The sequence below is a fragment of the Eisenbergiella massiliensis genome (genome assembly GCF_003435485.1).
In genome coordinates this window covers 1-19,061 of record NZ_QVLV01000018.1, presented here as the reverse complement: position 1 = coordinate 19,061, position 19,061 = coordinate 1, and the positions used below count along the sequence as shown (strand labels likewise).

Sequence of the window (19,061 nt, the reverse complement as noted above, 5' to 3'; positions counted from 1 at the left end):
AGTGAAAAGTTTTAGATCTTCCATTCAATAGCAAGCTCGGTGCGAGTGGCTTCAACTTTAGAAACCAGCGTGTCAAGAACGCGCCGTTTGTCATCGAAGCTCACATCTTCCCAATGACTTAAATACCCCGTTATGCTATCGACCTGTGAGGAAGAAACAGAGTTAGCGGTGAGGTCGGCCACCAGCTTTAACTGCTTTTGCCGTTCCGCGTCCAGTTCTTCAATCCGGCTGTTTGCGTATTGCAACAAAAGCGGGTTTGCCCCAGTCAGCGTGTCAATGAGCTTTTCAATCTCGCCCTCAATTTTGGCAAGTTTAGCGCGGGCGGCGGTCAGTTTGGGATTGTACCCCTCCGCCTTATTACTACCTTTCAGCGTTTGAAATTCCCGCATCTTCTTAACCATTTCCTCATAGACCGATTTTTCCAAGTCGTGCTTTGTGAGAGTGCCGGGCCCTTGACAGCTTTTGTTTTCCAGCCGTTGCTTGCACCGCATATAAGTGACACCGTTTGGAGCGTTCAGACTGGCCAGCGCATACCCACAGCATCCACACTTGATTTTCCCGGCCAGCCATGTATTGTGGCATTTGCGGCCATTCTGGAACGTGGTATTTTGGGACAGCTTGTGCTGGACGGCCAGCCAGAGGGACGAGGGGATGCGGCCCTTGTGGGGCGCAATCACCAGAATGTTTTCCTCCCCCTCGCGGCCCTGGTACAAGTAACAGCTAAATTCACCTGTGAACAGTTCCGGTGGGCTTTCGATTTTCGCGCCCTGGGCCTTGAAATATTCGTAAATATCCATATCGGCCTGAACGTAAACCGGATTTCTCAAGAGCTGGCCCACAAAACCGCGCTTCAATGTCTTTCCATACACCATGATTTCATTCTCGGTAAAATACCGGGTAATGTCGCCGTAGGAGTTCTCCGGCTCGGCATACATTTCATACATAAGCTCGGCGTAGTCCATCTCAGCGTTTTCAACCAGCCGCTTTGTTTTGATACCGTCCATGACGATGGGCTCCGTATCAAAACCGTATGGAGCCCGGCCCCGCATATAGTAGCCCTTGGCACACCGGGAATAAAAAGCGTCCTGCACACGCATCTGGATGCTTTCCCGTTCCAGTTGGGCGAACACGATGCAGATATTAAGCATCGCCCGGCCCATCGGGGTTGACGTATCAAATTTTTCGGTGCAGGAGACAAATTCCACGTTGTACTGCTTGAACAGTTCCATGAGCTTTGCGAAGTCCACAATGGAGCGGCTAATTCGATCCAGCTTGTAAACAATCACCCGCCGGATCAGTCCGGCCCGGATGTCCCGCAGAAGCCGCTGGAAGTCGGGGCGTTCTATGTTCTTCCCGGAATATCCCTTGTCTTTGTATTCTTTCGCTTCACCGCCTTTTAGTTCATATCGGCAAAATTCAAATTGACTTTCAATGCTGATACTATCCTTTTTGTCAATCGACTGCCGCCCGTAAATTGCATCTATTCTATTATCCATAATTAGCTCCCTTCTGTTTATACGGGAGCCAACCTACAATAATATTATACCTCTGCCGCCCCCATCCAACAAGGATGCCTTTGACTACCCCCCTCTGTCCGGCATATTTGCGGAACACATCAAAAAGCTGTTATTCCACCTCGCGCCTGCGATTTTCCCGTTCCTGCGGGGGCAGAATGGGAGTAAGATTTTTAATGGTAATCGTCCGATCACCAAGTACAGCCGTTTTCATTTCGCTTTTGTATTTGGTCTGTGCGTGCATAGAATACCTCCCATTTCAGAAATGACAAAAAGGCCAGCACCGCGAAAGTGCTGGCCCTTGTCTTGACCGGGACTTCGGGACAAAATGTCTCGAAGCCAGCCGGAGCCCTGCTCATAAAGCGGGCTCCGCTTTCATAAGATAGAGGGAGGCCGCGCCCGTTTCCTTGACCTGTCCAAAGACAACCACACTCGGCTCAGCACTCCCACACAGCAGGGGACGGAGGCCTGGAGGGACAGGCGGCCAGCCTGTCCTGTGACGGATCGTGGCCGTGGGATGGCCCGGCCCACCTGCGGCGCAGGTGTTTGTCGCTCGTTCTCTTGTGGAGAAGTCACCGCGCACCCGCCGCCCGGCTCCCCGCGCTATGCTCGGAGCCGCCGCCGTTCTGCTGTGGAGAGGTAGGCAACCTACCTCTCATATACCACCAGAAAAACAGGGGGTAATGGAGATGCTTTTTAGAAATTTTCCCGCAAATATTTTTTCATGCGTTTGATCCCGCAAAGGACGGAGCACCTAACGGCGCTTTTATTCACGCCCTCCTCGCGGCCAATCTCCCGGTAGCTTTTACCGAGAATAAGGTGGGCATCCACCCGGCGGCCCTGGAGCTCCGGCAGGGAGTTGAGTGCGTTCCAGAGTCGGAAAAACATTTCCTTGCGATCCAGGAGCTCCTGGGGGCTGGGCTCATGCTGGCAGGCGGAATATTCGATCCCGTCATCACAGTCCAGGGAATAATATGCCTTGTTGTACCGGGCCCGCTCCACATAGGCGGCCTCCTGGCGTCTGCTGGCGGTGAGAGCCTCGGCCACCTCGTCAGCAACCTCGATAAATTGATCTTGTATGTACCAATAATAAAAATCTTTCAGATTGATGGTTGTCATAGCTTGTCCTCCATTTCGTTTTGTTCGGGTTGAGGGGAAACGAAATGGAGGGCAGGCGGGGATCGGCACCTGGGAGGGCCGCCCCGTACCTTGGGACACTTTGTCTCAAAGTAGACATAACAAAATGCGCCTGTACGACATAAAGCCGCACAAGCGCATAAATTGAGATATTCACCTACATTATAACAATTTTCGCAGCTACGATTAAAATATCCTTGTCCGGGGCCCTGGCTTTTTTTGATAAGTTAGGGGGGCGGGTAAGGATTGTGCGGGACACGGCGTACCTCCTTTGTTACCGCCGTGTGATATAAAAAGGCGGCGGCCTTGAAATGGTTAATTTCAAAACCGCCGCTTAACTTTAGTTTAGGCGCACATCAACACAGCCGCCAAGCCAACGGTTTTTTTATATGCCGTTTCCGTTGGCGACTGATGAATAGCAACAAATTTCAAAAAGATTTATAATGTGAAACCAATTTTTCTCTGTGCAGGCCAGGGGCAATCACGCCATTGTCCGTTGTCCTGCTCTGCTTTTCCGGTCAATAGGTCTGTGGCGGCGTCTGCAAGATAACCCAGGTAACTTCCTGCGGAGCTGTCACCGCATAGCAATTTCCACATTAGACCGCCAAAAAGATAAGATTGCGCAAATTCGCGCCAGCTATGCAGTTCCTCAACAACCTTTTGGGAGAGATCCCACAGAATACCAACTGCCTCGCTTTCTGTGATCCAGCCTAAATAGCATCCCCAGCGGGTCAGCATGGCCGCCCGGCCAACATCCCACCCAGCCATAAAGCCAGGGGCATATTGACTTTTATACCGTTGTGCAAACCTCCATACCCGGCTGGTAGACTCGCGGTCGTCCTCGTCCATCGTTTCGTCCATCAATTCCTCCGGCGAAGATGCCTCACTATAAAGCTGATACCGCAGGATATAACCCTCCTGCGCCAGATAACGGATCATATCCAAAAGATTACTCCGGCCATCTATCCCCCAGGAGCGGCGCACAAGGGACACGATTTTCTGCTCCATAACAGGAATATGTTCCTCCACATCCATACCATCCAGATTATGACTGTTAAGGGTCGATAAAATCCCGGACAGCAGGATGCCAAAGTGTTCCCATTTTACATCGTCTTTTTGATATGGGATCGCTTCTGGCTCAGGCATGGCCTCAAGCCGGGCCATTGTTTCTTCCAAGGTAGTATAAAGGTTTTCTTCCAGTTCCAGATCGAATGAGAGTTCTTCCTCATCGTCCGCATCTTCCATTTCCAGCGTTTCCAGAGCAGCCGCAAGTATGCCCATATCTTCTCCGAAAAGTTGTCCCATCAAGTCCCCAGCAGTAGCCGAAGTTGCCTCGGCAACTTTATCATTTACCATCTTTTGCAACAATTCCTCATTAACAGCCATTTGAGCCATACTGTCTGGCCCAAACATCTGTCCAAGAATTTCTACTTGACGTTGAGTATTAGCGGCAATCTGTTCTTCCACTTCGGCGGCAGATACAGATGCGCTTTTTTCAGAACTGGGAACCTCGATTTTACTAATTCGTTCTTCGTTTTTTTCCATGGTTTCTTTCATAGAAGCGAGTGCCTGCTCTTTTGCTTGCCGTGTCTGTTTCATAATCTCGTCTATATCGAACATTTTCAATCCTCCTTGTCCGGGGGGAGCGGATGCCATGCCGGAGGTTTTTTGTGACGTGTAAATAGCTTTTTAATCTGCCGTAGTATTGCTTCTATGAAATGAAACCATAGATTTCCAACTATAAACACGATCACAAGAAGCAGCAGGAACGCTCCAATTTCTCCAATAGGCATCTTTTACCTCACTTTGTTGCAAAGCGATTCATAAAGAAATCGGTAAAAGCGGCCAACTCATCATCCTGTGATACATAAACATATAGCTTTTCATCTTCCAGCCAGTCATAGGCATTGATCCCAATGTACCCTTTTTTGTCTGGATAAATGATAAAAGCATCGGTAGGGTATTTGTTCCGATAGGCTTTCAAAATTTCAGAACGGCGATAGTAGGTCGGATCGCCACAGCCGGAAAGATCGGGTACTGTGGGAATGACCACAATCGTCTGGCTGGCTTCGTTCCAGCCGACAATTAAATTTCCAATCTTTGTTTTGCTCCCATGAACAAACCCATAGTTAAACCGACTAACATCCTCGGTATATCCGAAAATCAGTCTGTAATTGTCCCCGTTCTCTACAACCTGATTAAATAGAGCACGCATTTTCTTTGCATTTGCGTTGCTCTTTTCCATGTCAATTTCAGGGCCCTTAAATAACTTGCTAAAAAATCCCATGATTTTTTCCTCCTAAATGTTTGAATATTTTTATATGAAACTGAATGGGATAGTACCCACAGCATCATAAATGAAATGATTTTGATAATAGCTATATCACTTCGGGACACTTTGTCCCAAAGTAGCGGTAAAGCAAGTCTATTGCTCTGTCAGAATATGCTCCATCTCTGCCAAACTCAAGCCGCGAACTAATATGTGATCTCCTCTCGCTTCTACAATGTAGGGTTGTAATTGTTTCAAAGCCTTGCGGTACTCCAAAAAGCCAAGGTTTTCATCTTTTGTTAAGCTAACAAAAGTCAACGCCCACAGCGAAATAGTCTCTCCCTCAATCTCGTACATTGTTTCTGGTGCTAACGGCAGGATGGTATCCACAGTTTCCGAAAGGGTGAAGCTAACCATAAGCCCACCGTTATCCAGTTCAAACACATGGGGATTTGCTTCATAGGCTTGCGACCACATATCATCCGCTTCTGTGTCATCGGAATGATCCACCCCCATTTCAAACAACAAGTGCTGATGAACAACGGCATTTCCCTTTTCGATATATTGAATGGACTCAGTTCCCCCAAAAGCCAAAGCCGGAGCAAAGAAGAAAATCTCGTTTTCTGAAAGGCCGCCATGTTTAGCAAATGCTTCTTGAAATAGACCCACTCTCAGAAACTGCGCCGCAAAATTTTCGGCGGGAATAATACGCTCAAAAAAATCGGAAAAGCTGGTAGAGAAACTGCCCGATCTGCGGTTGTGAATATCAAGCAGGCACATATCATCGGCTGTATCAGACAGCTTGCGGTAAATAAAAAGCGTTCCAAATCCAGTCATTAGAATGGGAAGGCACCCCTCCTGTTCGCCCAGCCAAAGAGTGAGCATATCAATATAATCGGTTGGATCAATAATTTTTAGCAAACCTTCACCATAATTTCCGAAACCATATTCCTGCCAAAAGTTCAGAAGTTCTGCTGGCACTTTCCCTTGAAATTGCTCCAGCGTTTCCGCAGTAGGTTTTCGCAAGTTGTTATCCGGTGGATATTTGCTTACAAAAGGATCAAATACTTTCATCGCGTGTTCTCCTTTGCGTTTTATTTTAGGTTTTATCTCTCAAAAATAAGAGCAAAAAAATCAAATTTGTTTTTATTCTGGCTAAAATGAAATCCGTCTGAATATATGGCCGAAACATGATATTCGGACGGATTATCTCATTCCAATCACTCAAGCGGTAGGCGTTGCTTTTAATTTCTCCAAGGCATCCACAATAGCGTTTATTTGAAAGTCAACTGTTTCATCGGCAACTTCGGAAACAAACAGAGGTAACGTATCAGGGATTGCCTTGCGTACAACCATCGCTGTCAGACTCAAATTTGTAAATAAATTGATCCTTGCCGCATCCGCCTTTATACCAAAGTTTTCTAAAATTTCTCCAAAAAGACGGAGCTGCTTTTGACGGAACATTTGATAGCTTTCCTTTGACAAACGTTTGAAAATGAGTTGCTGTTCTTCAATCGTTAAAACAGCGATGCCATTTTTCTCTCCGTAACAACAGGCATAGAGAAATTTCTTCACAGCATCACGCCAGCTTAAAGCAGGATCGGACATCAACCTTTGCACTTGTTCAATAATTTTAGGTTGTTGTAAGTATAGTGTTTCAACGATCAAATCTTCTTTCGTTGCAAAGAAAGAGTAAAAGAAGGTTCGTGAAATACCAACCTTTTTATATATTTGCTCCACAGTAGTATGCTGTATGCCCTGTTTTGCCATCAGCTCAAAACCAACTGTAACAAGTTCCGTTCTGATGCGCTCTCTATCCTCCTCAGAATAAGCTACCTTTGGCATCCCGTCACCTCTTCCCTGCAAAATAAAAACAAATTCTAAAAATCAACTTTATTTTAGCACATCCAATAGAACAATACAAGAGTGAAATGACATAAGTCCGATGTTTTAACGCGGGTACTTCCGAGGCCCGCACGTTTTGGCAAGCAATTCGAGTGTGCCCACACTCGAAATTTTTGCCGGGCCGCAGGCCCGCAAAAATGCTTGTTGGGGAGCTCCCCAAACCCGCAGGACTTCGGGACAAAGTGTCCCAAAGTCCCGGCGCTATGCGCCTGTTGTCTGCGGCCTGTCGCTACCGCTCCTGGGCCTTATTTTCCCGCCCGTCCGTCACGCCGAGCAGGTGGTCAATATTCGCCTTGACCGCCACGGCCTGCCGCATATCGGCCTGGGCCTGGCGGTACTCGGCATAGAGGGCCTTTTTCTTTTCCGCCAGCTCCCGGCGGGATTTTTTCAGCGTGTCTATTTTGGGGAGCTTTACCCCGTCCAGGATTTCATTCATGGCCGCCTTTGCCGCCCGGTAAGCGGCCAACTCCGCCTCATGCTGGGCCAGGTATTTTTTACTGTACCGGGTCGCCTTGTAGCCATCGAACACAGGCCGGGTCTTGGCATAGTCCACCGTGGCCTCCATAAGCCGGGCCGTTTTGGAGAGGGCGGCCTCCGTGTCCCGCAACTCCCCGGCCAGCTTGTGAAAGCGATCCACCGCCGCTTCGGTGCTGGCCTCCAGTGCGGCATAGTCGGCCAGTTCGTGCTCCCGCAGATACTGGAGCGCGGCGGCCATCTGCTTTAGATTGTAGACCTTGGCCCACCGCGCATAGGCCGGGCCCTTGCCCTGGGCCATGCGCTGTTGAATGTCAATCACCAGATCAACACGCCGGGGCGGGGCCGGAGCGTCCTGGGGAAGCTCAGGGATGGGCCGCTCCCCGGCAATTACTGCCCGGATGTCCTCCGGGTCAAAGCCCGCGCCCAGGGTAGAGGCCCGGAGCCGGGTCGGTTTATCCTGGCCGGAAGCCAGGAACGAGATCATGCCGCCCCGCCCATGCTTAACGGCAAAGCCGGACTCCTCCATGAGCCGCAGGAACACCGCAAAGTCGGCGGGCTTTTTTTCCAGGGCCGCGATGACAGCCAGCCGCACCCTCTGCTGGGCAGAGGGCGGCTTTTCCCCGATCCATTGACCGTAGTGGAGAAAGCGGCCCTTGCTGTGCAGTTTGGGATTTTGGATATAGGACAGCTCGTGCTCGATGCACACCCGGTCAGACAGCCGCCGGAGGGCAAAGGACGAGCCGATAAAATTATGGAATTTCCGGGAGCAGTCAAAGGCCATGGAGTTGTAATAAATATGATTGTGAATGTGGCCTTTGTCGGTATGCGTACAGACGAAAAACTGGTATTTGCCTTTCGTCCAGCGCATCGCCGTTTCATAGCCGATTTTATTTGCCTCCTCCGCCGTCACCTCGCCGGGCGGGAACGCCTGCCGGATCTGGAAGAACAGGGTCCCGCGCTCCACGGGCCGGGCCGTTTCCGCCTGGTACTGGCTTTTTACCAGCAGGAACTCGGCGGGAACTGTGGACGGATCGCAGAGATAAGCGGACACAGCCCCCAGCTTTTTGGGATTGAGCCCATAATCAAACCGCCCCTCCATCGTCTGGATTGCACTTTTTCCAGCCGCTACCTTGTAGGGCCGGATGTAGGTTGTGGCCGTGAATACCCCTCCTCTCTGTATGCGGCTTTCGCCACCTTGGGACAAAGTGTCCCAAAGTCGTGAAAACCGGGGAGCGGCACAGCACCGCTCCCCGGAGGGTCAAAGCTCCACCACGGCGGAGAGCCTTTCCAGTAAATCAGACAACGGCCCCCATAAGGCCGCATAGTCCCTTTGCAGGGCGGCGATCTCCTCCGGGTAGATGCCGCCGTAGGTGTTGGCCTGGATCGCCACCTGGTTTAGATTGTTTGAGCACCGCCGCTGGAGCGACACCAGCTCCCGGACGGGCGAGAGGTCAACGTGGAGCACATAACCGTTAAGGGCCATTTTCCGCATATAGGCTCCCATGTTGCGGATGCCAGCCTCGGCCATGCGCTCCCGGATCAGCTCCTGCTCCTCCTCGGACACCATGACATGAAGATGGACAGGGCGGCGGCGTTTCTTTGTCACCGCTCCTCCCGTTCCCGGCTCCGATAGGGGCGGGGCGGCTCTTTGACCTTATCCACGGGCTTTTCCTCCACAGGGGGCAGGGGCGCGCCGAACACGCCGCAAAGACGCTTGACCTCCAGATGGGCAAATTCCTGGTCGTTCTGTTTTTCCATAGATACCTCCTCAATCATAACAGCCTGGGACTTCGGGACACTTTGTCCCAAAGTCCCGTTTTTCCATGTTGACAGCATTTCGGCCATTCCGGGGCAGGGCATATAAAACTACGGCCCGCCCCAAAAGCGGCCCAAAAAAGCCTTGAAATCAGCGGGTTTTCCGGGGGCTAATTGTCAACAGATCACCCCCCGTTTCCGGCGCATATATTCCCGCTGTTGGCGGCGGTGGGCTTTTAAGGCACAAGCCTCTGAACAATACGCCTGCCGCCTGTCCGGGGCCACGGCCCCGCCGCAGATGGGGCAGGGCTTGAAATCCGGCCTGGGGCCCTCGGTAGTAAGGGCGGCCTCCAGCGCCGGATCAAGGGGCAGGACGGTCTCCCGGAAGTAGCGGCAATAGGCACCTGTCCAGCACTTTCCCAGCATATAGCACTCACAGTCCAGGGGCAGGCATCCACAGGCCCGGTCATAGTTGGCGCACCATTTCACCACCAGGGAGCGGATGGCCGCCTTTTCCTCCCGTGTCAGTTCGCGGGCCAAAGCGTCACCTCCCGCCGCCCGGCCTGGGAGAAAGTTTCTGATAACAGCAAACACAGCGCAGGCCCCGCCAGTAGGGACAGCCGGAGCAGGCGGAGCCCCTGGGCGGTTTGGCCGGGCCGGGAGCCTGGGGCCGGGGCTTTTGTTTCATCATCCGTTCAAAAGAGCTTGCTGTGAAATTCATTCCCCGTCCTCCGTATCCTCGTTTTCGTCCTCGTCTTCATCCTCGTCTTCATCCCAGGGCGGGCCGTCCTCCTCGCCGTCATAGTCCTCCAGTTCCTCGCTGTAGTCCTCCTCCGGCTCTGTTGCCGCCTGCTGTTTGGGGCGGTACACCTTAAAATAGAACGCGGCCCCGCCGCCCAACACCGCCACGGCCAGCACCAGCAGGAGCATCCCGGCGTTGCCTTTTTCTGTTTCCGGCTCCGGCTCGGCGTCGGGCTCGGCCACAGGCTCCGGTTCTGGTTCCGGCTTTTGCTCCACACCCGCGCACTCGGTCATATTGGCGGCGCACACCGCGCAGTCGGTATTGACAGCCCCCGCCACGCATTTGTCCGAGCAGGAGCAGGAGGCCAGCTCCGCACCAGCGGCCTCGGCAGCGGCCAGCAGATCGGCCTCGTCCACCGTATTCAGAAAATACGTCTGGTACTGTTCGCCGTCCTCGTCCACGGGCTTGTCGTAGTCAATGACAATGTAAAAGGTGGCCCCGCCGCTGGTCTGGACGGTAATAAACTGCTTGTTGGTATGCTTGTCATATAGCAGATCACGGGTCACAAGATTACCGTCCTCAGAAAAGCCCTCGCCGGGCTCAATCACCGGCTCCTCCGTGACAGTGGGCTCCACGGGGTCAAGCCCCTCCCAGTCCTCGCCGCCCCCGGCGTAGGCCGTTACGGGGGCAAAGCCACATAAAAGAACAGCGGCGCAAAGCGCCGCCGTCAAGACTCGAAAGCGTTTCATATTCAGTTGTCCTCCTTTCCCTCGGTAACAGGCGCGGGCTCGGACTTCGGGACACTTTGTCCCAAAGTGCCATCGTCCCGGAGCTTCTGGAGCACCAGGGAGAGCTCCGTAAGAGGGATGCTCATGCCCCGCACGATGTCCACGATCTCGCTGTTTTCGGCCTCCAGTTTCTTCTGCTCCAATTCTTTCAGCCGGGCCTGCTGTTCGCTGATTTTGGCCTTGACCTTATCAATCTCGGCCTGGATTTTCATACTTTTTGCTGTTGCCATTCAAAACCTCCATTCAAGGCAAACGCCCGTAGGCGTAAAAATGAGACTGCCAGTAGCTGGTATTTAAGTTTGCATAGCTGATGGGATCGCCACAATGGATCATCATTCCGTCCCCCACATAGATGCCCACATGGGAAACGCCCGGCGTGTCATATGTGCCCTTGAAAAAGACCAGATCGCCGGGGCGCGGGGAGCTGGTGCGGGTGCAGATGTTATAGAGCCCTTGGGCCCCCAGGCGGCCCACATTCCAGCCAGAGTGATTGATTACCCAGGACACAAAGCCGGAGCAGTCAAAGGACGTGGCCGGGGAGCTCCCGCCCCATACATAGGGATAGCCCAGGTATTTTTCCGCCTCGGAGAGCATAGCGGCGAATGTTTCATCGTCCAGATACTCCCCCGGCACCTCATATCCGGCGGGCGGGTTTGTCACATAGCGATCCACATAGGCGGAGCCGGGGAACAGGTCGGGGCGGTTTCCCAGGGTAGACATATAGAGGGAGTATCGGGCCAACTGCTCCTCGCCCATGAAATACACAGGCAGATGGGACAGGTAAAAATTTTCCAGCGTCACATAACAGATATACCAGGAATAGGGCTCGTCGTCGCTGTCATACCGTGTCTCCACCACCACGCGCTCTGTAAGAATATACTGGCGGTCAAAGAGCATCCCCAGCGTACCCTGCACCTGGGCCGCCGTCCATTCCCCCTCGTGGAGCACACAGAGAATGGAGATCAGCACATAGGGATCGTGTTCGATTTCATCCAGGTCAAAATGGTACTCGTCATAATTGTGGGTGCTGGTGTAGGTATCAAGATAGTTTTTGAGCTCCGCCTCCAGATCAAGGTAGGCCGCCTCCGCCGTCAGGATTTCCCCGTCCGGGGATGGGTAGGTGGTAGCCCCCACAGCCCCGGCCCCGGCGTTGCCGAGCAAAACCAATGCAGACGAACAGGACTGCATAGACAGAATGAGCAGGACACAGGCCAGGGCCAGGAGCATACCCAGGGGATGCCGCTTCACAAAGCCCACCGCCTGGGCCGACAGCTTTTCGGTGGCGGCGGCGGTCTTTTCAGCGGCCACGGCCCCCTGGCGGGCGGCCTCCTTTGCCCGCTTTTGGTACTGCTTGCGAAGCCGCCGTTTCTGCCAGTAGCGGGACAGGGCATTTTTCGAGAGCTCCGGGTGCTCCTGGGCGGCGGTGTAAAATTGATAGTCCGCCGCAGCCTTACCATACCGGGCCTCGGCCCGCCGGACGGCCCGCGCCGGGTGCTCCCGTATGCGCCGCCCCACGAAGCGGGAGCCCTGGCGGAACGCGGACTCGCCCAAAAGCTCGGAGTGATGGGCCCCCTCGGTGCCTACATTTTCCTGCTCCACCTCGTAAATCTTCCCATGCACAAAGCCGTGGACGGAGCCCCCCAGGGCCCCGCCCGCCCGTTTGACGGGGCCGGGCTTTTTGGGGGGCTTCTGTTTTGCCAGTTTGCCCTTTGCCGCCTCCAGTTTCTCCCCGCGTTTTTCCATGCGGAGCTTGGACGCGGCGGCCTGTTCCTGCCTGCTCTTTTGCCGGAATTTGGACTTTGGGACACTTTGTCCCGAAGTGCCCCCGGCCTGTTCTTTCGTGCCAGCCCCGGCCTCCGGGCCCGGAGCCCCGTGGGGCGCGGCCTGCTCCGGGCGCACACGGGGCCCAAGGCCAGCCTTATCCCGCCGCGCCATCTTTTAAATCCTCCGGGCGGGTGGTCAGAAGATCGTAAATCTCCCCACGGGGGAAACGATCCATAAAGGGGATGGTCACATTCCCATAGAACAGCAGGCCCTCGCCGGAATTGCTGTGTGTGATATAGGAAAGCTGATGCTCGGAAATGCCGAGCTGTTTTGCCAGAATCGCCCGGTCACTCTGCGCCTGGGACAGCAGGATCATAAAATCCGTGTTGTCCAGAATATTCTGGATTTCCGGGCTGGCCAGCAGGTGCTTGACGTTCTGCGTCAACGCGCTGGGCACACAGCCCCGTTTGCGGAGCATCTGCCAGATGGAAACAAAATAGCTGGCGGTGAGCTGATCCCGGAGCAGAACATGGAACTCGTCAAAGTAGCACCAAGTCGAGATGCCGCTCTGATAGTTGGTATTGACCGAGGAATTGACAAACTCATTTGTGACGTGCATCGCAATTTTTCGGAGATTGTCTCCCATGCCCTTGAGCACGATGCACACCACACGGCAGTCGGTTTTGACATTCGTGGGATGGTTGAACAGGTTAAGGGAGCCTGTGCAGTAGAGCTCCAGGGCCGTCGCCACGCGCCGGGCCTCCGGCTCCGGCTGTTTCAAAAGCTCCTCGTACAAGTCCTGGAGCAAGGGAATCCTACCGTCCCCCACGCCCAGGGCCAGATCCCGGTAGACCAGCCGCACACAGCGGTCTATGACGGTTTTCTCAATCGGCTGTAAGCCCTCCTTGCCGCCCACTACCAACTCGCACAGGGACAACAGAAAATCCGCTTTCATGGAAAGGGGGCTGTCCTCGTCGTTGCCGCCCATCTGGATGTCCATAGGGTTAATGTGATTAGGGCTGTCCGGGGCAATTTCAATCACCTGGCCGCCCAGCCGCTGCACCAGCGGGGCATATTCGCCCATCGGGTCTACAATGATAATCCGATCCTGGGGAATGGTAAGAAAGACGTTGAGCAGCTCCCGCTTTGCCGCGAAGCTCTTGCCGGAGCCAGTAGAGCCCAGGTAGAGCCCATTCGCGGATTTCAGCTTTTTCCTGTCCGCCATAATGACGTTGTGGGAAAGTGCGTTCATGCCATAGTAAAGGGACGGCCCGGCCATGCGGAGCTCCCTGGTCATAAAGGGAATGAAGATCGCCGTGGAGCTGGTAGTCATGCCCCGCTGGATTTCCACCTCGTTCCCACCCAAGGCCAGGGAGGATACAAAGCCCTGCTCCTGTTGCCAGTCCAGCCGCTTCAATGTGCAGTTGTATTTCTGCGCGATGCCGCCCACCGTGAAAATATCATTTTCCAGCCGCTGGCGGGTGGGGGCCAGATTTACCACGGTAAAGGTCAAGAGGAACATCCGCTCGTTGCGAGACTGGAGATCGGCCAGAAGCTCCGCCGCGTCTTTGGAAAATGTGATAAGGTCGGGCGGCAGAATGTCCGGGTCATATCCGGCCCGGACAGCTTTGCGCTGTTCCTCCACTTTCATTTTTCCAATGTCAGAAATTTTCCCCTTGATGGTTTTAATTGCCTTTAGCTGATCCACGGTCTGGATATGGAGGGTCACGGTCATTTCCGCGTCAAGCTCCAAAATTTCCGCCAGGAGCTTGTCAGAGAGCTCCGACGCCAAAATCTGCAAGTAGGAGGCCGCGCCCCAATACTGGCCCATGCGGAACAGCCGGGGCTGGCGGAAGTCAAAGCTGTCGGGGGCAATAAAGTCCTTTGTGCCAAGCCCCGTCTTTGCAATATCCCCCCAGGAGAAGCGGAACGGCTCCCGGCTCCCAGGATGCATCTGGCCGTGAAGCAGGGCCAGACGTGCCCGCCCGTCCATAGGCTCGGAGGGCACGCCCAGCCGCTTAAAGTTGCTCATAACGTCCGCCTCCACGCGCTCCAGCCGGGGCCGCGCCTCGTCCAGACTTTCCGCCGGGATGCCAAAGGTAATATATTTTGAGCGTTCAATCCCATTGTTTGACCGGGCAATCTGATTTTTCAGCATCCCGGTAAACTCGGCCCGGACGCTGTTAAAATCATCCTCGGCCTGGGGGATGTTCACCTTGTAGCGGCTCCGGGAGTGGGAACGGCGGTTAATGAAAGAAAGCTGGAACGGCAGAGAGCTGTCAAAGTAGTTGAGGAATGAGCTCCAGCTGCTAAAGATAGCCGTCTGATCCTCGGTGCTTGCCACAGAATAATTGATGTCCTCATATTCCACGGTTTTTGTATAGAGCCCGCCGGGGAGCTGGCACACGCCGTCCGGGAGCATCCGCACATAGGGGATCGTCTGCTGGGCGGACAGGGCCGCCCGGTTTTTACCCTTTGCGGCGGGGCCGCGCCTGGGTGTTTGCTTTTTTACTTGTTGCAATCGCATCCTCCTTTCCCACAGAGCCCCGCATGGTAAACGGGGCGTATAAATTCTGCGTCTGATAGGGCCTCGCGCCGGGCCGCAGGAAACGGGCCCGGATGATATTTCTAACCACCTTTTCAAAGGGGAGCCCGTCACGCTCATACATCGCCAGCAGAAACGCCGGGAGCATAACGGCCAGCATAAGGAACATGGCCCCGGTGTTGCCGATAGAGCTGCGGGCCAGCAGGTAGGACGGGATGCCCACCGCCGCCGCGCCGCCAAAGCAGACAAGCTGACGTTTGGTAAGGTTAAAGGCCATTTTCGTTTTGATTTTGGATAAGTCGTTGGGTACATTTACATAGGGCATGAAAGACCTCCTTTCGGGCCGCCCACCTTGGGACAAAGTGTCCCGAAGTCCGGGACGGTGCTCTCCACCTCGTTCCCCCACACGTCCCAGCCGGGCGGGGTCTGTCTTGCAAAGAGCTCCACGCGGGGCAGGTCGCCCAGGAGGGAAACAATCTTGTCGCGGGCCTCGTCCGGCTTTTTGCTGTGGACTTCAACGGGGGAAATGATAAACTGATGGATATTTGCGGCTTGCCGTTTGGGATGGCCCCTGGTCGCCAGCAGGCAGATTTCCGCGTTGCCCCGCGTCCAGAAGCCCAGGCCGTAAAACCAACTGTCCGCCTTTTTGTTTTTCTTCAGCCAGACAAAAGCCACGGTTTTATAAGTGAAGCCCCACGCCTTAATGAGCCGCAGGGCCTCCGGCAACTGCGGGAACGTGGCCCACAAAAAAAGTGCGCTGTCCGGGGCCGCCAGATCAGCCACCGGGAGCGCACATAGCTCCTCGATCCCCATTGTGGGGTAGTGATTTTCCGCCGCCCCCTGTACGTTCTTTGCAGAATATCGCCAGGGCGGATCGGCGTAGATGATAGAATAGTTTCCGATAGTCAGACTCCTTTCCCCCCGGCCTCCACCGCCGCCTGCGCCAGCCGGATGCGCTCCGTGGCCGGGGCATAAAAGGCCGGGGCGGTTTCAAAGCAGATAAAGCGGCGGCCCGTGTTGACGGCGGCCACGGCAGTTGTGCCGGAGCCCGCGCAGATGTCCGCCACCACCTCGCCGGGGCGGGTGTAGGTCTTGATGAAATACTCGCACAGTTCCACGGGCTTTTGCGTGGGGTGGACGGTGCGCTGTACCGATGGGAATGTCAGCAGATTTCCGGGAAAGCGCAGGCCGTCCTCGGAGCCGCCGCCGGAACGGACAAATTTCCCATAGTTGGAGCTGTTGCCGCCCCGGTCAGCGGTTTTCTTGTAGGGCTTGCCCTGCTCGAACTGCGGATCGTAGTAGGGTAGTTTCTGATAGAATACCAGAATCGTCTCCGTCCGCTTGAGCGGAGCGCGGCGGGCATTGAGAAAGCCTGTGCATCTGCTCTTATACCATATCCACTCATAGCGGAGCATGGACAGGTTAGAGGCCCCCAGCACCTTATCATAGGGGCATTGAGCAAAAAACAGCACCGCGCCCTCCGGCTTGACCGCCCAGCGCACCGCCTCCCAAAGCTCCGGGAGCGGCAAGGGCACATCCCAAAAGTTGCGGGTTGTGCCATAGGGCGGATCGGTCAAGAGCATATCTACCGAGTGCCGGGGTAGGGAGCGCAGGCCCTCGATGCCGTCCATAAGGAACAGCCCCTCCGGGGGAGTCGGAGACTTCGGGACACTTTGTCCCAAGGTTGAATGTTCTGCCATACGCGCCTCCCCTCTAATGCGCGCCGAAAATGCGCTGGGAGATACCGCCCGTTTTGAACAGCATATAGCAAAGCAGCACCGTATAGCCAACGGTGCCCCATATCGCCCCGATGGGATCTCCGCTTGTGGCGATCCCCTGGACAAGCACCGCGTAAATTGCCACACACACCAGAATGAGCATCCCCTGGAATCCCACGGCGAACAGCGAGCGCAGATAGTTCTGGCCCGTGTGTCCCAATTCCCGGTTGGCAAGGGTCGCCACAGGGATGGGGGATAGGCTGGTGAGCAGATATATTTCAATCATGCGGCCATAGACCAGCACGAAAATAATGATATTCAGCGCCCACATGGTAACGCCGATAATGGAGGACTGGAGCCACAGCCCCAACAGCGGCCCTAAATCCATACCCTCCAGCGTCGTCTCAAGCTGGGTCAGCATATCCGGCGTGATGTCCGTGGAGCCCTGGATGAGCCCCGCCGATTGTGCGATCACGCTCTGGGACACGTCAAACACAGCCATCACGATATTAAATGTGTTTGACAGGATAAGAATGGCACAGGACGTTTTGAACATCCATTTGTAGATATTCGCCACGTCAAACTCGTGCATATTGTTTTTTTCCAAAAGCATCTGGATCAGTTCATAGGTCGCAACAAAGGTCAGCACCATTCCGGCAATCGGCAAAATTACCGTTTCGGAAAGCTGGCGGATAAGGGAGAACACCCCGGCATGCCATGCCGCCGGGGTCGTTCCCACTTGTACCGCAATCTCTCCGACTTGGGCGTTTACGTTATCAAAGAGCCCCGAAAGGTTCCCCATGATCCCGCTGATTAAAAGCTCCTTGAGCCAATCCGTGAGCCAGTCGGTGAGAAAATCCATAGGCCGCCGCCCTTAAAACAGGCCAGAGAGCAGGGGGATCAGCGTTGTGCCCAGCAGGATGATGCCGCCGCCAGCCATGAGCTGTTTCATGCCTTGGCTTTTGGAACCCGGATTGTCCGAGCCGTAGCCCTCCAGCAGATTGACCACGCCCCACACGCCCAGGCCAGCGCCGAGGGCCACAACAAGGGTCTGTAAAGTGTCGATAGCAGATGCGAAAAACTGCATAGAGCCTCCTTTTCTCCGGGAAGATGCCCCGGCCATGAAAAAAGCCGCCATTCCTGGCGGCAGGTTGCCACTTCGGGACACTTTGTCTCGAAGCGAATTTATACAAAAGCGTCCGGATCGTCCACATCGTCATAGTTGAGAATGTCCTCGTCCTCGTCTGTGAGCGAAGTTTCCGACACGTCCACCTCGTACACCTCACAAGCCTCATTCAGCCCAGGCCGCCTGCGGCGGTTTATGAGCTTATCGAGGTCAAAGGCGTTTTTATTGTTATCGGCTTCCGCCGTTTGCTTATAGTTGGGATGCTGCTTCAAATCGTATTTGGGCGAGAAAAACGGAGGCAGGCCCCGCAACTGCAAAATGCACTTGTCGCCCGGCATGGTCGCCAGTTCGCTGGGGGTCATAAGCTCCCGGCCCAGCCGCTGGGTATTTTGGTTGTAGCTTTCCGACTGGCCGCGGGAGTGGCCCTCGGTCTGCATGGAGATGGTGGCCTTTCCCAGCCAGTTCTCGGAAATTTCCTTGATCGTGCTGGCCTCCCGGCCTCCCAGGAAGATCACGCTGTCCATATTTCCGAGAATGGTTTCCGCGTGCTTATCATAGATGGCCTTGCATTGTGCCAACTGCTGATAGAACAGGCACAGGCTCACCTCGCGGGAGCGGATCACCGCCACCAGCTTTTCCAGGTTTGGCACCTGGCCCGTGTTGGCCGCCTCGTCCCACAGTACCCGCACATGATGGGGCAGACGGCCCCCGTGTACGTTGTCCGCCCTCTCGCAAAGGAGATTGAACATCTGCGAAAAGGCCAGGGCCACAATAAAGTTATAGGTGGGCGTGGTATCGGAAATGGTAAAGAAAACCGCCGTTTTCCGATCCCCGATGCGGTCAAGTTCCAGCTCGTCATAACTCATAATTTCCCGGAGCTGGGGGATGTCAAAGGGAGCCAGGCGAGCTCCGCAGGAAATCAAAATGCTTTTTGCGGTTTTGCCGCTGGCCAGCTTGTATTTTTTGTATTGCTTGACAGCAAAGCAATTCGGCTTGCGCTTTTCCAGACCCTTGAACATATAGTCCACGGTGTTTAGGAAGTTTTCATCATCCTCCTTGACCTCCATGCCGGAAATCATATCCACCAGCGTATTCATGTTCCGATCCTCGGCGGGGCCCTCGAAAATGATATAGGACAGCAGGGCGCAATACAAAAGCGTTTCCGATTTTGTCCAGAACGGATCGCCCTCCTTGCCGTCCCCCTTTGTGTTTGCTATGAGCGTATCCACAAATTTGAGGATGTCCGCCTCGTTTTTGAGATAGGCCAGCGGTTCCGATAGGTAAGCCTTTGATGTTATCTCCGGCTTTTCCCCCGGTTAGC

20 protein-coding genes and 1 pseudogene are annotated in these 19,061 nt (G+C 54.4%); all 21 read right to left on the bottom strand.

The genetic code is table 11. The features are described from left to right. Positions 1-11 precede the first annotated feature (11 nt). Entirely contained in the window at positions 12-1,496 is a 1,485-nt protein-coding gene (locus DXC51_RS20755) for a recombinase family protein (RefSeq protein WP_117545319.1), read from the bottom strand. Between the two features lie 130 nt (positions 1,497-1,626). Then, a complete protein-coding gene (locus tag DXC51_RS30315; RefSeq protein ID WP_278336990.1) occupies positions 1,627-1,758 on the bottom strand; it encodes a hypothetical protein in 132 nt (43 codons plus the stop codon). 452 nt (positions 1,759-2,210) lie between these two features. After that, positions 2,211-2,633 carry a sigma-70 family RNA polymerase sigma factor gene (locus DXC51_RS20750; RefSeq protein ID WP_117545318.1) on the bottom strand — a complete coding sequence of 141 codons (423 nt, stop codon included), beginning with the start codon at positions 2,631-2,633 and terminating at the stop codon, positions 2,211-2,213. 456 nt (positions 2,634-3,089) lie between these two features. Then, on the bottom strand, positions 3,090-4,271 hold the full coding sequence (locus DXC51_RS20745; protein WP_181970148.1) for a DUF1266 domain-containing protein: 1,182 nt from the start codon (positions 4,269-4,271) through the stop codon (positions 3,090-3,092). A 181-nt stretch (positions 4,272-4,452) separates the two neighbouring features. Further along, positions 4,453-4,938: a hypothetical protein gene (locus tag DXC51_RS20740; protein ID WP_117545316.1), complete on the bottom strand. Its 486-nt coding sequence runs from the start codon at positions 4,936-4,938 to the stop codon at positions 4,453-4,455. 138 nt (positions 4,939-5,076) lie between these two features. Next, positions 5,077-5,994: a DUF4299 family protein gene (locus DXC51_RS20735; RefSeq protein WP_117545315.1), complete on the bottom strand. Its 918-nt coding sequence runs from the start codon at positions 5,992-5,994 to the stop codon at positions 5,077-5,079. 150 nt (positions 5,995-6,144) lie between these two features. After that, positions 6,145-6,765 (bottom strand): TetR/AcrR family transcriptional regulator, encoded by a 621-nt coding sequence (locus tag DXC51_RS20730; RefSeq protein WP_117545314.1) that lies wholly within the window; start codon positions 6,763-6,765, stop codon positions 6,145-6,147. A gap of 289 nt (positions 6,766-7,054) precedes the next feature. Next, entirely contained in the window at positions 7,055-8,401 is a 1,347-nt protein-coding gene (locus DXC51_RS20725) for a relaxase/mobilization nuclease domain-containing protein (RefSeq protein WP_117545313.1), read from the bottom strand. 159 nt (positions 8,402-8,560) lie between these two features. Further along, on the bottom strand, positions 8,561-8,908 hold the full coding sequence (locus tag DXC51_RS20720; protein ID WP_117545312.1) for a plasmid mobilization protein: 348 nt from the start codon (positions 8,906-8,908) through the stop codon (positions 8,561-8,563). Further along, positions 8,905-9,060, bottom strand: a complete 156-nt coding sequence (locus DXC51_RS29600; protein WP_181970147.1) for a hypothetical protein — start codon at positions 9,058-9,060, stop codon at positions 8,905-8,907. The genes DXC51_RS20720 and DXC51_RS29600 overlap by 4 nt, the downstream gene beginning before the upstream one ends. A 174-nt stretch (positions 9,061-9,234) precedes the next feature. Next, positions 9,235-9,597, bottom strand: coding sequence for a cysteine-rich VLP protein (locus DXC51_RS20710; RefSeq protein ID WP_117545310.1), 363 nt, complete (start codon positions 9,595-9,597; stop codon positions 9,235-9,237). A 177-nt stretch (positions 9,598-9,774) separates the two neighbouring features. Beyond that, a complete protein-coding gene (locus DXC51_RS20705; protein ID WP_117545309.1) occupies positions 9,775-10,548 on the bottom strand; it encodes a DUF4366 domain-containing protein in 774 nt (257 codons plus the stop codon). A 2-nt stretch (positions 10,549-10,550) separates the two neighbouring features. Then, positions 10,551-10,817 (bottom strand): DUF4315 family protein, encoded by a 267-nt coding sequence (locus DXC51_RS20700; protein ID WP_117545308.1) that lies wholly within the window; start codon positions 10,815-10,817, stop codon positions 10,551-10,553. Between the two features lie 13 nt (positions 10,818-10,830). Then, positions 10,831-12,522 carry a C40 family peptidase gene (locus DXC51_RS20695; protein WP_117545307.1) on the bottom strand — a complete coding sequence of 564 codons (1,692 nt, stop codon included), beginning with the start codon at positions 12,520-12,522 and terminating at the stop codon, positions 10,831-10,833. Next, entirely contained in the window at positions 12,506-14,878 is a 2,373-nt protein-coding gene (locus tag DXC51_RS20690; RefSeq protein ID WP_408608871.1) for a VirB4-like conjugal transfer ATPase, CD1110 family, read from the bottom strand. Before DXC51_RS20690 ends, DXC51_RS20695 begins: the two co-directional genes overlap by 17 nt. After that, complete coding sequence (locus DXC51_RS20685) at positions 14,820-15,221, bottom strand: PrgI family protein (RefSeq protein WP_117545306.1); 402 nt, start codon at positions 15,219-15,221, stop codon at positions 14,820-14,822. The genes DXC51_RS20690 and DXC51_RS20685 overlap by 59 nt, the downstream gene beginning before the upstream one ends. After that, the gene (locus DXC51_RS20680; RefSeq protein WP_330413865.1) at positions 15,209-15,799 is read right to left on the bottom strand and encodes an MT-A70 family methyltransferase; all 591 of its coding nucleotides are present in this window, start codon (positions 15,797-15,799) and stop codon (positions 15,209-15,211) included. The genes DXC51_RS20685 and DXC51_RS20680 overlap by 13 nt, the downstream gene beginning before the upstream one ends. A 2-nt stretch (positions 15,800-15,801) precedes the next feature. After that, the gene (locus tag DXC51_RS20675; RefSeq protein ID WP_117545304.1) at positions 15,802-16,596 is read right to left on the bottom strand and encodes a DNA-methyltransferase; all 795 of its coding nucleotides are present in this window, start codon (positions 16,594-16,596) and stop codon (positions 15,802-15,804) included. Between the two features lie 13 nt (positions 16,597-16,609). Beyond that, positions 16,610-17,476: a VirB6/TrbL-like conjugal transfer protein, CD1112 family gene (locus tag DXC51_RS20670; protein ID WP_117545303.1), complete on the bottom strand. Its 867-nt coding sequence runs from the start codon at positions 17,474-17,476 to the stop codon at positions 16,610-16,612. A gap of 12 nt (positions 17,477-17,488) precedes the next feature. Continuing rightward, positions 17,489-17,701, bottom strand: coding sequence for a Maff2 family mobile element protein (locus DXC51_RS20665; RefSeq protein WP_117545302.1), 213 nt, complete (start codon positions 17,699-17,701; stop codon positions 17,489-17,491). 98 nt (positions 17,702-17,799) lie between these two features. Beyond that, positions 17,800-19,014 (bottom strand): annotated as a pseudogene (locus DXC51_RS20660) (VirD4-like conjugal transfer protein, CD1115 family); the annotation flags it as partial. Between the last annotated feature and the right edge of the window lie 47 nt (positions 19,015-19,061).

What these genes read in the sequence shown, in the direction of transcription:
- DXC51_RS20755 (WP_117545319.1), bottom strand. Translation starts at nt 1,496, where the DNA reads ATGGATAATAGAATAGATGCAATTTACGGGCGGCAGTCGATTGACAAA.
- DXC51_RS30315 (WP_278336990.1), bottom strand. Translation starts at nt 1,758, where the DNA reads ATGCACGCACAGACCAAATACAAAAGCGAAATGAAAACGGCTGTACTT.
- DXC51_RS20750 (WP_117545318.1), bottom strand. Translation starts at nt 2,633, where the DNA reads ATGACAACCATCAATCTGAAAGATTTTTATTATTGGTACATACAAGAT.
- DXC51_RS20745 (WP_181970148.1), bottom strand. Translation starts at nt 4,271, where the DNA reads ATGTTCGATATAGACGAGATTATGAAACAGACACGGCAAGCAAAAGAG.
- DXC51_RS20740 (WP_117545316.1), bottom strand. Translation starts at nt 4,938, where the DNA reads ATGGGATTTTTTAGCAAGTTATTTAAGGGCCCTGAAATTGACATGGAA.
- DXC51_RS20735 (WP_117545315.1), bottom strand. Translation starts at nt 5,994, where the DNA reads ATGAAAGTATTTGATCCTTTTGTAAGCAAATATCCACCGGATAACAAC.
- DXC51_RS20730 (WP_117545314.1), bottom strand. Translation starts at nt 6,765, where the DNA reads ATGCCAAAGGTAGCTTATTCTGAGGAGGATAGAGAGCGCATCAGAACG.
- DXC51_RS20725 (WP_117545313.1), bottom strand. Translation starts at nt 8,401, where the DNA reads ATGGAGGGGCGGTTTGATTATGGGCTCAATCCCAAAAAGCTGGGGGCT.
- DXC51_RS29600 (WP_181970147.1), bottom strand. Translation starts at nt 9,060, where the DNA reads ATGGAAAAACAGAACGACCAGGAATTTGCCCATCTGGAGGTCAAGCGT.
- DXC51_RS20705 (WP_117545309.1), bottom strand. Translation starts at nt 10,548, where the DNA reads ATGAAACGCTTTCGAGTCTTGACGGCGGCGCTTTGCGCCGCTGTTCTT.
- DXC51_RS20700 (WP_117545308.1), bottom strand. Translation starts at nt 10,817, where the DNA reads ATGGCAACAGCAAAAAGTATGAAAATCCAGGCCGAGATTGATAAGGTC.
- DXC51_RS20695 (WP_117545307.1), bottom strand. Translation starts at nt 12,522, where the DNA reads ATGGCGCGGCGGGATAAGGCTGGCCTTGGGCCCCGTGTGCGCCCGGAG.
- DXC51_RS20690 (WP_408608871.1), bottom strand. Translation starts at nt 14,878, where the DNA reads ATGCGATTGCAACAAGTAAAAAAGCAAACACCCAGGCGCGGCCCCGCC.
- DXC51_RS20685 (WP_117545306.1), bottom strand. Translation starts at nt 15,221, where the DNA reads ATGCCCTATGTAAATGTACCCAACGACTTATCCAAAATCAAAACGAAA.
- DXC51_RS20675 (WP_117545304.1), bottom strand. Translation starts at nt 16,596, where the DNA reads ATGGCAGAACATTCAACCTTGGGACAAAGTGTCCCGAAGTCTCCGACT.
- DXC51_RS20670 (WP_117545303.1), bottom strand. Translation starts at nt 17,476, where the DNA reads ATGGATTTTCTCACCGACTGGCTCACGGATTGGCTCAAGGAGCTTTTA.
- DXC51_RS20665 (WP_117545302.1), bottom strand. Translation starts at nt 17,701, where the DNA reads ATGCAGTTTTTCGCATCTGCTATCGACACTTTACAGACCCTTGTTGTG.